We start from the raw sequence: 11,972 nt of genomic DNA, 5'->3' as shown, positions 1-11,972 counted from the left end.
CCGAGAGCGGCACCGTGGTCAGCGACGGCTGAACCCTGGTCGACGAGAGCCTTGCGGACGCCCGCGACGTTGTGGGGGCCGAAAAGTCCATCCATGCAGGTGAGAGGAAGGATCGCCTGATCGGTGGAGGACTTTCCCCGTTCGATTGAACGGGATATATTCGCCCGGAATGCCGTTCACCTGCGTCCTCGCCTGTTAAGTGCTGGACTGTACGACCGCCGAAACTTCCACGAGTGGGAAGTGATCCATGTGGCGCACGACAATCGGGGCGACGAGTTCGTCGCGCGCGGCCGTGAGCGGTTCCTTGCGGGTGAGCCGGTAGTCGCCCGGGTGCGCAGCGCAATCTTGTCTTCGTGGCGCCGCTGCCAATCCCTGGGTCTTACGCCAGCAGGCGTCGAGTCCACCTACCAGGGAGAACCCGACCTGGACACCGATTTTGTTCGCGCGGCGCAGCCTGTGCTCGACACATTGGCAACGGCGATTGCGGGTGCGTGGGTGACGGTGACCCTCACCGACGGCGATGGCGTGGTACTCGGATGCCTGGCCGGCGAACCGCGGGTAACCAAATATCTGGAGGAGGTCGGCGGTAGCGCACCCGGCTTCAGCTTCCACGAGTCGCTCGCCGGTACCAATTCCATCGGCCTCGCACTCGTGGAGCGGAGCATTTCTCGCGTCCACGGTCATGAGCACTTCGCAGATGCATGGACGGTGGAAAGCTGCGTGGCCGTTCCGGTGCACGACCCGCTGAGCGGACGCATCGTCGGTGTCCTGGACTTTGCGTCCCGGAGAACCGAATTCGCCCCGACGTTGGAAGCCATGGCCCGGAAAGCAGGCCTCGCGATCGAACGGAGGTTGCTGTCACAGACGACGGATCGCGAGCGTGCCCTGCTGCAGGCATACCTGGAGGCCGAACGCCGCGCGCGGCTATCCGCCTTCGAGGGGAGAAGGCGGATCGACCTCGGTGCCCCGACCGACGGCATACCGAACGGCTCCGACCGGCTCATCGTGGAGGAGAAGGCGGCAGAGCTGATCGCCTCTGGTCGAAGGGCCGCCATCGAAGTGCCGCTGTCCGGCGGTCGCGCGGCCACCCTCCTGGCCCGGCCGGTGGCGGACGCATCCGAGGGTGTCTCGGTCGAGGTGGTCATCCCTGCCTGCGCCACAGTATTCACGACGGGTGACTTGCCCGATTCCATATCGACGCCCTTGTCGAGGATCGACGGGCACGAGACGGCCAGGGCCCCTGGGTCTGCGTCCTCCGCTCCCACCGTCGCCTCAGTGGCCGACGGGGTCGTTGGGCGCCACTCCAGATCGCTGCTGGCCGTTGGCGAGCCCGGCGTCGGCAGGCTCGTCCTCGCGGCTCGCAGCCGCCTGGAGCTGCTTCGCGAGTCCGTCCGCCATATCGGCACCACCCTGGATGTGGCCCGTACCTCCGAAGAACTGACTGAGGTGGTGATCGAAAACTTCGCCGATGTCGTCACCGTCGATCTGTACCCTTCCGTGCTCTGCGGGGACGAGCCCTCAGCCACGATCGCGATGTTGCACCGTGCTGCCGTGGGCGGGCGGGACAGTTCCCTCTTCTATGCCGCGGGTGAGCAGGTCAGCTTCGCCCCCAGCACACCGCAGGCCAGGTGCCTGGCGTGCGGTTCGCCGGCGATCGAGCCGGACCTGAAGGCAGCGGGCGGTTGGGCAGCCCAGGACCTGATACGCGCCGGAGCGATCCTCGACCAGGGATTCCATTCCCTCATCGCCGTCCCTCTGAGCGCGCGCGGAGTGGCCCTGGGGGTGGCCAGTTTCTACCGTTCGCAAAGCTCGGTACCTTTCGAAGACGACGATCTCTGCGTCGCGTCGGAGCTGGTCGCCTTCGCCGCCGTCTGCATCGACAACGCGCGCCGCTATACCCGCGAGCACACCTTGGCCCTCACCCTTCAGCGCAGCCTGCTCCCCCGGGGCCTACCCGAACAGAATGCCTTGGAAGTCGCTCACCGTTACCTGCCCGCACACGCCGGAGTCGGTGGTGACTGGTTCGATGTCATACCCCTGTCGGGAACCCGCGTTGCCATGGTCGTCGGCGACGTGGTCGGCCACGGCGTCCATGCCGCAGCGGCCATGGGGCGTCTGCGCACTGCCGTGCGCAACTTTTCGACGTTCGAACTGTCCCCGGACGAACTGCTCGCGCACCTCGACGACCTGGTCGACCAGATGGCCAGGGAGGAGAGCGAGGCAGACGTGTTCGTGGGAGCCACCTGCCTCTACGCGATCTACGATCCGACGTCCCGGCGTTGCAGACTGGCTCGTGCGGGACACCTTCCGCCGGCGCTCGTCGAGCCCGACGGGACGGTGACATTTCCCGAGCTTCCCGCCGGGCCGCCGCTCGGCCTGGGTGGATTCCCGTTCGAGTCGGCCGAAATCGAACTGCCGGACGCCAGCCAACTGGTCCTTTACACCGACGGGCTCGTGGAGGACCGCGAGCGATCCATAGAGATCGCTCTGGAGGATCTCCGCCGGACTCTTGGCCGGCCTCACCGCTCGCCGGAGGAGACCTGCCTGGCCGTTATCGAAGGGCTGCCGTCGTCCCAACCAAGCGATGATGACGTCACCTTGCTTGTCGTACGACCGCACGGTCTGGATCCGTTCGACATCGCCTGCTGGGACGACCTCCCCGCCGACCCGGCCATCGTGCCCGACATTCGTGCTGCGGTCACCCAGCAGCTCGCCATCTGGGAACTGCAGGAGATCTGTTTCACCACCGAACTGATCCTCAGCGAGCTGCTCACCAACGCCATCCGCCACGCAACCGGCCCCATCCAGGTGCGCCTGCTGCGCGACCGGACGCTTGTCTGCGAGGTCTCCGACACCAGTTGCACCTCCCCTCACCTACGCCAAGCCGCCGCAACCGACGAAGGCGGCCGTGGCCTGTTCCTCGTCGCCCAGCTCGCCCAACGCTGGGGTGCCCGCTACACCGCTCAAGGCAAGGTCATCTGGGCCGAGCAGCCGCTGCCTCCGGCCTGACCGCCGGTCCATGTACCGATCCGTGCTCGTCGAGGAGGGTGCCGGTGGTGGGGCGGTCCGGCCTCAAAGGGCCGGGCGGCGGCCCGGTGCGGGTGGAGATGGTGTGCGCTGAGCTGCCCGAAGAGAAAGGCATCGCACCTCAGATGCCCATAGCTACGGCAGGAGACCATGGCTTCGGAGCGGCAGACGACTTCATTATCGTCGGCGGGGGTTCTGCCGGCTGCGTACTGGCGGCGCGGTTCAGTGCCCACCCCGCTAACCGGGTGCTGGTGCTGGAAGCGGGGCGCCCCGACTACCGGTGGGATGTCCTCATCCACATGCCGGCGGCGCTGACTTTCCCCATCGGCAAGCGGCTCTACGACTGGCAGTACGAGAGAGGGTCTTCCGTGGCCATCATGGACCTCTCGTACTCGAACGTGGACCGGCCACCAACCCGCTGTACGGCGCCTTCTTCCAAGCCGTGCAGCGGGCGGGTCACCCCGCTGACCGACGATGTCAACGGCTACCGCCAGGAGGGCTTTGCCGCCTTCGACCGCAATGTGCACCGCGGGCGCCGACTCAGCGCCGCCCGCGCCTACCTGCACCCCGCCATGAGCCGCCCCAATCTGGAGGTACGGACCCGCGCGGGCCGATCAGATCCAGCCCCTCCCGCGCCCGCACCCCCTTCGCACGAGCGCCCGGACCGCGGCCCGTTTCCCGTTTCCCGCAGAGCCCGTCGACGGCGCTCGCGCAGCGACACGCCGTAGGCCAGGGGGGATTTAGCAGCTTGGCCGAAATCATGCCCCGAGATCTCGGACGCCGTCGAGCGGCGTTGACGAACAGCGCCGGGGGACGCATGCTAATTACATAGGTGCCCGATACAAATTACATTCCATGAAGAGGGCGCTACGAGACGTCGCACGTCAACGGGGTCGTAACGCCACGGAAACACGAACACACTGCGGTGCAGTAGGAGGACGACACATGTGCGGAATCGCCGGATGGGTCTCGTTCCAGCGTGACCTGCGGAACGAACAAGCCGCCGTGGACGCCATGACCGAAACGATGGCCTGCCGTGGCCCCGACGACCGCGGCACCTGGGTCGACGGACCGGCCGCGCTCGGCCACCGACGGCTTGCCATCATCGATCTGCCCGGCGGCCGCCAGCCGATGACCGTCGAAGCCCCCGGTGGCGGCAGCGTGGCCATGGTGTACTCCGGGGAGGCCTACAACTTCACCGAGCTGCGCAAGGAACTGGCTGCGCGCGGGCACCGTTTCTCCACCACTTCCGACACCGAAGTGGTCCTCCACGGCTACCTGGAGTGGGGCGAGGCGGTCGCCGACCGCCTCAACGGGATGTATGCGTTCGCCATCTGGGACAGCCGCGAGCAGAAGCTCGTCATGATCCGCGACCGGATGGGCATCAAGCCGTTCTACTACTACCCGACCGACGATGGGGTGCTGTTCGGCTCCGAGCCCAAGGCGATCCTCGCCAACCCGCTCGCCGCACGCACCGTCACCCTGGACGGTCTGCGCGAGCTGTTCGCGTTCGTCAAGACGCCCGGTCACGCCGTGTGGGAGGGCATGCGCGAGGTCGAGCCCGGGACCGTGGTGACTGTAGGCCGGAGCGGCATACGCACCCACGTCTACTGGAAGCTCGAGACCCAGCAGCACGCCGACGACAAGGAGACCTCGATCGCGCACGTCCGCACGCTCCTCGACGACATCGTGCGCCGCCAGCTCGTCGCCGACGTGCCGCGCTGCACCCTGCTCTCCGGCGGCCTTGACTCGTCGGCCATGACCGCGATCGCCGCGCAGCAGCTCGCCGCCGAGGGCAAGACGGTCCGCAGTTTCGCGGTGGACTTCGTCGGCCAGACCGAGAACTTCGTCGCCGACGACCTGCGGGGCACCCCCGACACCCCGTTCGTGCATGCCGTCGCCGCCAACTCCGGCACCGAGCACCAGGACATCGTCCTCGACTCGGACCAGCTCGCCGACCCAGAGGTGCGGTCCAAGGTCATCCGCGCCCGTGACATCCCCGCGGGCCTAGGCGACATGGACGCCTCCCTCTACCTGCTCTTCAAAGCCATCCGTCAGCACTCAACGGTTGCCCTGTCCGGCGAGTCTGCGGACGAGGTCTTCGGCGGCTACAAGCAGTTCTTCGACGAGGACGCCCGCAAGGCGGACACATTCCCCTGGCTGGTGCGGTACGCCCAGCACTTCGGGGACGACGGCAACATCCTCTCCGCTGCCGTCACCAACTCCCTGGACCTGGGCGGCTACATCCGCGACAGCTACGCCAAGGCGGTCTCCGGTGTCCAACGCCTCGACGGCGAGAGCGACTTCGAGTACCGGATGCGCGTCATCTGCTACCTGCATCTGACCCGCTTCGTGCGGATCCTGCTCGACCGCAAGGACCGCGCCAGCATGGCGGTCGGCCTGGAGGTCCGGGTCCCATTCTGCGACCACCGCCTGGTGGAGTACGTCTACAACACCCCATGGGCACTGAAGTCCTTCGACGGCAGGGAGAAGAGCCTGCTGCGCGAGGCCACCGCGGACGTATTGCCCAAGTCCGTCTACGACCGGGTCAAGAGCCCGTACCCCTCGACGCAGGATCCCAAGTACGCCCTGGCGCTGCAAGACAATGCCAAGGACCTGTTGGCCAAGCCCTCGCACCCGGTCTTCGACCTGGTCGACCGCGCATGGCTGGAGCAGGCGGTGAAGGTCGACACTCCGCAGATCCACCAGGCGTCCCGGCACGGTCTGGAGCGCACGCTCGATCTCGCGCTGTGGATGGACCTGTACTCGCCTACGATTACCCTCGCTTGACCTGACCGAGGCAGTGTGAGGAGCGAATGACGGCGGCAGTCAGTGAGGAAGCGGCACTGGAACTCCTGGTGTCCTTGCACCGCTTCCTGCGCACCCTGCGCAAGGCGCGGCCTGATCCGCGCCTGCAACCGACCCAGCTCGTCGTCCTCGCCCTGCTCGCCCAGTACGGTCCCTTGCGTATCGGCGTGATCGCCGACCGGATCCCGTGCTCGCAACCGACGGTCACCGCCGCCGTCGCGAGCCTGGAGTCCGCGGGGCTGGTACGCCGTGAACCCGACCCGGCCGACGGCCGTGCCATTCGCGTGGTCATCACCGAGTCGAGTTCAGGGACGATGTCCACAGTGGCGCACAGCCAGGCCGGGGCACTCGCCGAGCGCCTCGGCACGCTGTCGCCGCAGGACGCGCAGAAGGTGCTGGAGGCGGGCCGGTTGCTGCGCAGGCTGACCGACCCCGACTGAGACCACCGCCAAGGAACAGGCGCGTGCGGGCTTGGCTGACGACCGGGCCGCCACCGTCGGCGGCCCGGTCGTCAGCCAAGCCCGCGCCGCAGTCGAGCGCATCGCGCCGAGCAGTTCGGCCACATACACGTCCTCCGGGGAGAATCTCGGACCGAGTTCCAGCAGCATGCGGTCGATGTACTGGCCGAGGGTCCAGTCCGCCGCGATCTGCCGCAGCGGGCCGACTGCCACCGACACGGCTGCGCCGGAACACCTCAGTTCCTCGCACTCATCGGCGACCGCACGGGGCGGGACCTGGGCCACGTCTTCCGCGCCTGGCTGTTCGACCAGACGCTTCCGCCGCTCACAGCATGAATCATTCCTTTCTCACCCTCCTGCCATCAGGACCTCATCGGCAGCTGTGACCGTGCTGCATGTGCGATCACCGCACGGGTAACGCACAGGCAGCAAGAGGAAAGGAACTCCTCGATGAAGCATGGGCAGTTGGGACGCGACAGGCATGCCGGGAGGCGGCGTCCGCTCCGGGGCACCGTGTTACTCACGGCGTTCGCCCTGTTGATCACCGGCGGCGCCGCGGCCAGCCAGGCCCTCGAACCCACCGCCGCGAACCTCCCGTCCCCGACCGGCATACCCCGGCCGTCATCCAGCGCCACCCCGCGGCCCCGGTCCCCGGGCAGGCCGACCGCGTCCGCGACGCCTGGCCCCTCACCGGTGCACGCTGCCCAGACTGCGACCGCCTCGCACCACCCCCCGGCGCCCGCGTCGGCCCCGGCGACCACTCCTGCCACCTCCCCTTCACCAACGTGGCCGACGGGCGTCTCGCGGACGGTCCCGCCCTCCCAGACGGCCCCGCAGACGGGCGCAGTGTTCAGCGACGGACTGAGCGGACCTCACCACTGCACGGCCAGCGTGGTGGACAGTCCCGGCAAGGACCTGATCGTGACGGCGGCGCACTGCCTGGAGTCGACGTCCGATGTCTTCGTCCCCGGATACCACGACGGCGTGGCCCCCTACGGGGTCTGGCACCTGGAACGCGTCATCGTCCCCGCGCAGTGGTCCCAGGACTCCGACCAGGACTACGACGTTGCCTTCGCCGTAGTGACACCCCTCAACGGCCGCGACATCCAATCGGTGACCGGCGGCTACGCCCTCGGCATCGACCAGGGCACGGCCGCCCCGGTCACCATCACCGGCTACCCGGAGACCTCCGAGGAACCCATCACGTGCACGAACAGCATCTCCGCCTTCAGCAGCACACAACTGGAGATCGCATGCACCGGGTTCACCGGCGGCACCAGCGGCAGCCCGTGGCTCGTCGGAGGCAGCCCGGGCACGATCATTGGAGTCATCGGCGGCTACGAGGAGGGCGGCGACACCCCGGACATCTCGTACAGCGTGGTCTTCGGCCCCAGCGTGCAGACGTTCTACGACCAGGCCGTGTCCTACGGGAACTGAGCGAGGCGAACGCCGCACTCACCGAACAACCGGCTCCCGGCGCAGATGCTGTTGCATCGGACGATCAGATGCGGTTGTTGGTACAGCCGGACACGGTGTTGGGCCGGCACCGCGACCTGATCGCCCGCCGTCACGCCGCCCGGTCCCGGTCTGGCCATAGGCGTGGATGGTTGACGTCCTGCGGGCGGGAAGCCTCAGCCGTGCGCGCGTACGGCGGCCGCGCTTTTCCCGCTGGTGACGTGCACGTAATCCACGACGAGTTGCTGCGGGAACTGCGTACTGCTGTCGGGGTCGCCCGGCCAGTAACCGCCGACGGCAAGGTTGAGGATGATGTAGAAGGGGTGGTCGAAGACCCACTTGTTGCTGCCCACGTCCGCTGGGGTACGGGTCTCGTATACGTTGCCGTCCACCGAGAACGAGACCGAGTTCGGCGACCAGTCGACGGCGAAGGTGTGGAAGCCGTCTGCGAAGGCTTGGCCATTCGGCAGCGTGTAGGCGGCGCCGAGGCCGTTGGAGCCGGAGTAGCCCGGTCCGTGGATGGTGCCGTGCACGGTGCCGGGCTCCTTGCCGATGTTCTCCATGATGTCGATCTCGCCGCAGTTCGGCCAGCCCACGCTGCCGATGTCGTCACCGAGCATCCAGAAGGCAGGCCACATGCCCTGGCCGCGCGGGATCTTCATCCGCGCTTCGAAGTGGCCGTACGCCTGGGTGAAGGTCTGCGCGGTGCTGAGCCGCGCGGAGGTGTACTGGCATGATCCGTACCAGCACTGATAGTTGGCCGGGTTCTCCTTGCGCACGGTGATGACGAGATCGCCCTGGCCGTCGAGCGCCGCGTTGTTCGTGCCCGAGGTGTAGTACTCCCGCTCGTGATTGTTGACGTTGTCGCCGGTTTCGTACCGCCACTTGCTCGAGTCGACCGCGCTGCCCGCCGGGCCGTTGAAATCGTCGGAGAAGGTGGTCGTGGCGGCCGGCGCCGACGGCTTGACCTGGGCGCCGTCGGCCGACGAGGTGGTGGCGAGGGTCCAGCCGGTGGTGAGCAGGGCGGCGGCCACAGTGGCGCCGACGCGGGAACGGCGGAGGAGGGATGAACGCGGCATGAACGGACTCCTGTGGTGTGGGGGGATGGGGACGTGACGCCGGCCCCGTGTGTGTGGGGGGAGGCCGGCCTCACGTCAGCTGAGGGTGAGACGCGTGTGCCGGGTGGGAACGACGGCAGGGAGGAACGACGCGGTGTGCGTGCCTTGGGCGGAGGCGCCGGAGGAGAGATGGAGACCCGCCGCGTGGGCACCCGATGCCTGATTGCCTTGTGACCCGGTCCAGGTGAAGGTCGCCGACGTCTGCGCGGGGATCGAGTACGTGAAGGTCTGGCCTACCCAGTTCACCGTGAACTGCTGTGCGGAGCCGCTGCCGTTGTACGCGATGAGCGCCTTGGAGCCGTCGGGGTTGAGCCACGCGACGTTCGAAATGGTCGAGTTGGCGGTTGAGTCGATGCGGTATGCGCCCGGCTTCACGAACTTGGTCAGCTGTCCCATGTCGTAGTACTCGATGGTGTAGTCGACCTGGCCGCTGCGGCTGTCGCCGTTGTGCACGGTGATCAGGCCGGTGCAGGTGCCGCAGCCGCCGTTGTGCGGGCCCATGTTCTGGTCGACGGCGAGCGACCACTTGACCACCGACTTACCCCAGTTGCGGGTGTAGTCGATGATGTTGTTCATGTCCTCCTGCTGCTGGTTGGCGATCCAGGTACCGCCGGAGTGCTCGGTGTCGTACGCATCGACGCTCGGATACTTGTTGTGGACCGTCGTCTGCTCGGAGACGTCGCCGCTGTAGCCGTGCCAGGCGATGCCGCCGAAGAGGGGGTCGTTGCGGATGGCCGCGTCGTCGACGGTCGGGGCGCCGTAGGAGTCGTAGCTGTCCCAGTTCCAGTCGAGCACCAGTACCTTGGTCGACAGTCCCGCGGCGTGCAGCGCCGGCAGCAGGTCCGTGCCAGTGAAGTAGTGGAGACCTGATCCGTTCCACTGCATCGAGGGGTAGCCCGAGCAGCAGGTCGGCTCATTCTGCGGCGTCACGTAGTCGATGTGCACGCCCTGGGCCTGGTAGGCCTGGATGTACTTCACGAAGTACTGGGCGTACGCCGCGTAGTACTGGGCCTGCAGCCACCCCTGGTCCATGGCATCGTTGTCCTTCATCCATGCGGGGGCGGTCCAGGGCGTGCCCAGCACCTTCAGTTCCGGATTCAGTTGCTCGGCCTGCTTGGTGAGCGGCAGCACGTCGGTGAGGTCGTGCTGGATAGAGAAATGGGCGAGGTTCGGGTCGGCTTGGCCTGCGGGCATGTCGTCGAAGGTGTAGTCGTACCGCGCGAGGTCGGACGCGCCCATCGGATTGCGCAGGAAGTCCAGACCGATCCCCGACTTGGGGTCGAACAGCTTCTGCATCACCTGGTTGCGGATGCCCGGGCTGAGCGCGCCGCTGCTGTTCATCAGCCACGCCGCGGTGTCGGTGAACGACGCCCCGCCACCGGTGAACTGCTGGTACCGGGTGTTCTCGTCGACCGTCACCGTCTGCCCGGCGCTGCCCGTTCCGGAGGAGAACGATATCGGTGTCTGCTGTTCCAGACCGCGGGTGACGTGCCGTCCCGCGGAATCGTCTGTGCTGGTAAGCCAGATGTTCACCGGCTCGCCGGCGGCCGGGGAGCCCGGGGCGGCAGTCCTGACGGTGACGGCGCCGGCATGCGCGAGGATGCTCGGGCCGGCGAGTAGCAGGCCCGCGGACGCCAGGACTGCGGACGCGAACGCGGCTATGAGCCGACGAGGGCGGCGTTGGCGGTGCCGACCGGGGAGGGGCGGTGCCATGGGATCTCCCTTCCGGAGTGGAGCCGGATGTGGGGGCGGGAGTGGGCGGAAATATGGGTCTGGCCGACTGAGCGCGAACGGCGCTTCAAGGCGGCCTTCATGTACGGCTTAGTTCGCGCCGTGATTCAACTCGTGAAGCGATGGAGCGTCAAGAGGTGTGGCAGTCTTCAAATGGTGGTGACACAGGGAGCGTTCAGTCCGTCACGGACCGGATGGCTCGCGGCGACGTCGCCGCCGTTACTGCCCCGCAGGGCTCACGCCGCCTGGCTCTTCCCGGAGTTCTCGCAGCGCGGCGTTGACCGACGACCACCTGCGGCAGACGGGAGAAGCTCTCGCACACCCGCATTCACCCTGGGCGTCCCTGGAGACCGTGAAACTGTCAGCGGCAGACACGCGCCGCATGGTCGGTACGGGACGGGTCCGCCGGCCAGGGAACCGCCGCCTCGGCGTCCTTCGGACTCGCATGCCCCGCGACAATCATGGACCGGCACGCTGTCAGGAATAAGACCAGCCCCGGAGTTCGGGTGCCGGCGTCCCCGATGGCGATCGGCCGCTGATCACATCGGGATTCCGCTGGGTGCGGTTGGTGTGGAGTCCGCGGGGGCGGGGGGCTGCGCCGGCGAGTCGGCCGGGTCCCCGACGTGCTCCACCTGGTTGAGCTGGTCCGCCGCCCAGCGGGCCCACTCCTCGATCATCGCCGTGAACCGGATCCCGTACTCCAGGGCGAGCAGCCCGTGTGTCGTCAGCGGGCCGCTCTCGCCCTCGCCGGTCAGGGCCTCGCGCAGGGCGGTGAGCCTGGCGTGCTCCTCGGCCGCCCGCTCCGCCCGGCCCCCGAGGTAGCCGAGTGCTTCCCTTCGCTCGACCTGGTCGAGGAAGAAGACCCGCAGCAGGGCGCCATTGCGGCCCGGCAGTTCCGGTTCCACCTCGGTCAGCCAGTGGCGCAGTTCGGCGCGGCCTTCGTCGGTGATCGTGTACTCCTTGCGGCCGCGCGGCCCTTCGGCGGAGACCGTGATCAGCCCGCTGTCGGCGAGCTTGCCGAGCTCTGTGTAGACCTGGCTCTGCGTGGCCGGCCAGACGTTGGCCAGCGACAGGTCGAAGGTCTTCAGCAGGTCGTACCCGCTGGCCGGGCCGTTGGCCAGCAGTCCGAGCATCGCGTGTCGAAGGGTCATGACCATGATTCTACATTCCACTGTTGACATGTTGAGCGCGGAGCTTCTAGTTTCGACATGTCGCAATTGGAGTGTCGCATCCGTCGCGGCCCTGCCGCCCCTGATCAGGGGGAATCCCGAGCCTGGCGTCATCCGCCCCTTCCTGCCCTGGGTCCTTTTGGAACTGGCCACGGCTCGCAGGGCCGGACGCGCCTGGGACTTTGTCGTGGTCACGAGCTAACGGC

The 11,972-nt window shown here is 67.6% G+C and carries 7 protein-coding genes and 1 pseudogene; 5 read left to right on the top strand and 3 right to left on the bottom strand.

From position 1 onward, the window contains the following. Positions 1-123: 123 nt before the first annotated feature. The 5 genes and pseudogenes from NGB36_RS00130 (at position 124) to NGB36_RS33585 (ending at position 7,730) form a co-directional block, all read left to right on the top strand. Positions 124-3,009 carry a SpoIIE family protein phosphatase gene (locus NGB36_RS00130; protein WP_255917923.1) on the top strand — a complete coding sequence of 962 codons (2,886 nt, stop codon included), beginning with the start codon at positions 124-126 and terminating at the stop codon, positions 3,007-3,009. Positions 3,010-3,152: 143 nt separating this feature from the next. Then, positions 3,153-3,635, top strand: a pseudogene (locus tag NGB36_RS33035) (GMC family oxidoreductase N-terminal domain-containing protein); the annotation flags it as partial. Between the two features lie 337 nt (positions 3,636-3,972). Beyond that, positions 3,973-5,817, top strand: coding sequence for an asparagine synthase (glutamine-hydrolyzing) (gene asnB / locus NGB36_RS00115; protein WP_255917922.1), 1,845 nt, complete (start codon positions 3,973-3,975; stop codon positions 5,815-5,817). Between the two features lie 26 nt (positions 5,818-5,843). Continuing rightward, a complete protein-coding gene (locus NGB36_RS00110; RefSeq protein ID WP_255917921.1) occupies positions 5,844-6,275 on the top strand; it encodes a MarR family winged helix-turn-helix transcriptional regulator in 432 nt (143 codons plus the stop codon). 468 nt (positions 6,276-6,743) lie between these two features. Next, positions 6,744-7,730: a trypsin-like serine peptidase gene (locus tag NGB36_RS33585; protein ID WP_269469670.1), complete on the top strand. Its 987-nt coding sequence runs from the start codon at positions 6,744-6,746 to the stop codon at positions 7,728-7,730. 194 nt (positions 7,731-7,924) lie between these two features. On the opposite strand, the gene NGB36_RS00100 is transcribed toward NGB36_RS33585, so the two are convergent. The 3 genes from NGB36_RS00100 to NGB36_RS00090 form a co-directional block, all read right to left on the bottom strand. After that, positions 7,925-8,827 carry a glycoside hydrolase family 16 protein gene (locus NGB36_RS00100; RefSeq protein ID WP_255917919.1) on the bottom strand — a complete coding sequence of 301 codons (903 nt, stop codon included), beginning with the start codon at positions 8,825-8,827 and terminating at the stop codon, positions 7,925-7,927. A gap of 75 nt (positions 8,828-8,902) precedes the next feature. Continuing rightward, positions 8,903-10,579, bottom strand: coding sequence for a glycoside hydrolase family 30 protein (locus tag NGB36_RS00095; RefSeq protein WP_255917918.1), 1,677 nt, complete (start codon positions 10,577-10,579; stop codon positions 8,903-8,905). A gap of 557 nt (positions 10,580-11,136) precedes the next feature. Next, positions 11,137-11,748 (bottom strand): PadR family transcriptional regulator, encoded by a 612-nt coding sequence (locus tag NGB36_RS00090; protein ID WP_255917917.1) that lies wholly within the window; start codon positions 11,746-11,748, stop codon positions 11,137-11,139. Positions 11,749-11,972: the final 224 nt, after the last annotated feature.

Source organism: Streptomyces humicola, assembly GCF_024436035.1.
Lineage (GTDB): Bacteria > Actinomycetota > Actinomycetes > Streptomycetales > Streptomycetaceae > Streptantibioticus_B > Streptantibioticus_B humicola.
The sequence above is the reverse complement of the archived record's forward strand: the minus strand, read 5'-3'. Positions and strand labels throughout refer to the sequence as shown.

Excerpts from the sequence above, each read along its gene's own strand:
- asnB (WP_255917922.1), top strand. The coding sequence starts at position 3,973 with ATGTGCGGAATCGCCGGATGGGTCTCGTTCCAGCGTGACCTGCGGAAC.
- NGB36_RS00110 (WP_255917921.1), top strand. The coding sequence starts at position 5,844 with ATGACGGCGGCAGTCAGTGAGGAAGCGGCACTGGAACTCCTGGTGTCC.
- NGB36_RS33585 (WP_269469670.1), top strand. The coding sequence starts at position 6,744 with ATGAAGCATGGGCAGTTGGGACGCGACAGGCATGCCGGGAGGCGGCGT.
- NGB36_RS00100 (WP_255917919.1), bottom strand. The coding sequence starts at position 8,827 with ATGCCGCGTTCATCCCTCCTCCGCCGTTCCCGCGTCGGCGCCACTGTG.
- NGB36_RS00095 (WP_255917918.1), bottom strand. The coding sequence starts at position 10,579 with ATGGCACCGCCCCTCCCCGGTCGGCACCGCCAACGCCGCCCTCGTCGG.
- NGB36_RS00090 (WP_255917917.1), bottom strand. The coding sequence starts at position 11,748 with ATGACCCTTCGACACGCGATGCTCGGACTGCTGGCCAACGGCCCGGCC.